Consider the following 275-nt stretch of genomic DNA (forward strand, 5'->3'; position numbering starts at 1 on the left):
GGAGCCCCACAGCTATGTGGAGATTCCCAGGAGCATTGCGGAGAAGATCATCGCCGAGCGCGGACGCAATAACGATTAAGCGCAGCGCGGCTGCGCCGCATCTGTGAGCATCAACGGTGGATTTTACCTTCAAATGGCGGGAAGAAGCGGAAAATGCTGTTGCATTTCTGCCTGCTATGCGGTAGAATATCAACCGTAACCCCTTGAAATATCGTTGAAACATGTAATTGTAATATAAGGAGGACAACTTAAAATGGCTAAGGCTAAATTTGAGC

This window comes from Intestinimonas sp. UBA1698 (assembly GCF_002320075.1).
In the GTDB taxonomy this organism is placed as follows: Bacteria; Bacillota; Clostridia; order Oscillospirales; family Oscillospiraceae; genus Intestinimonas; species Intestinimonas massiliensis.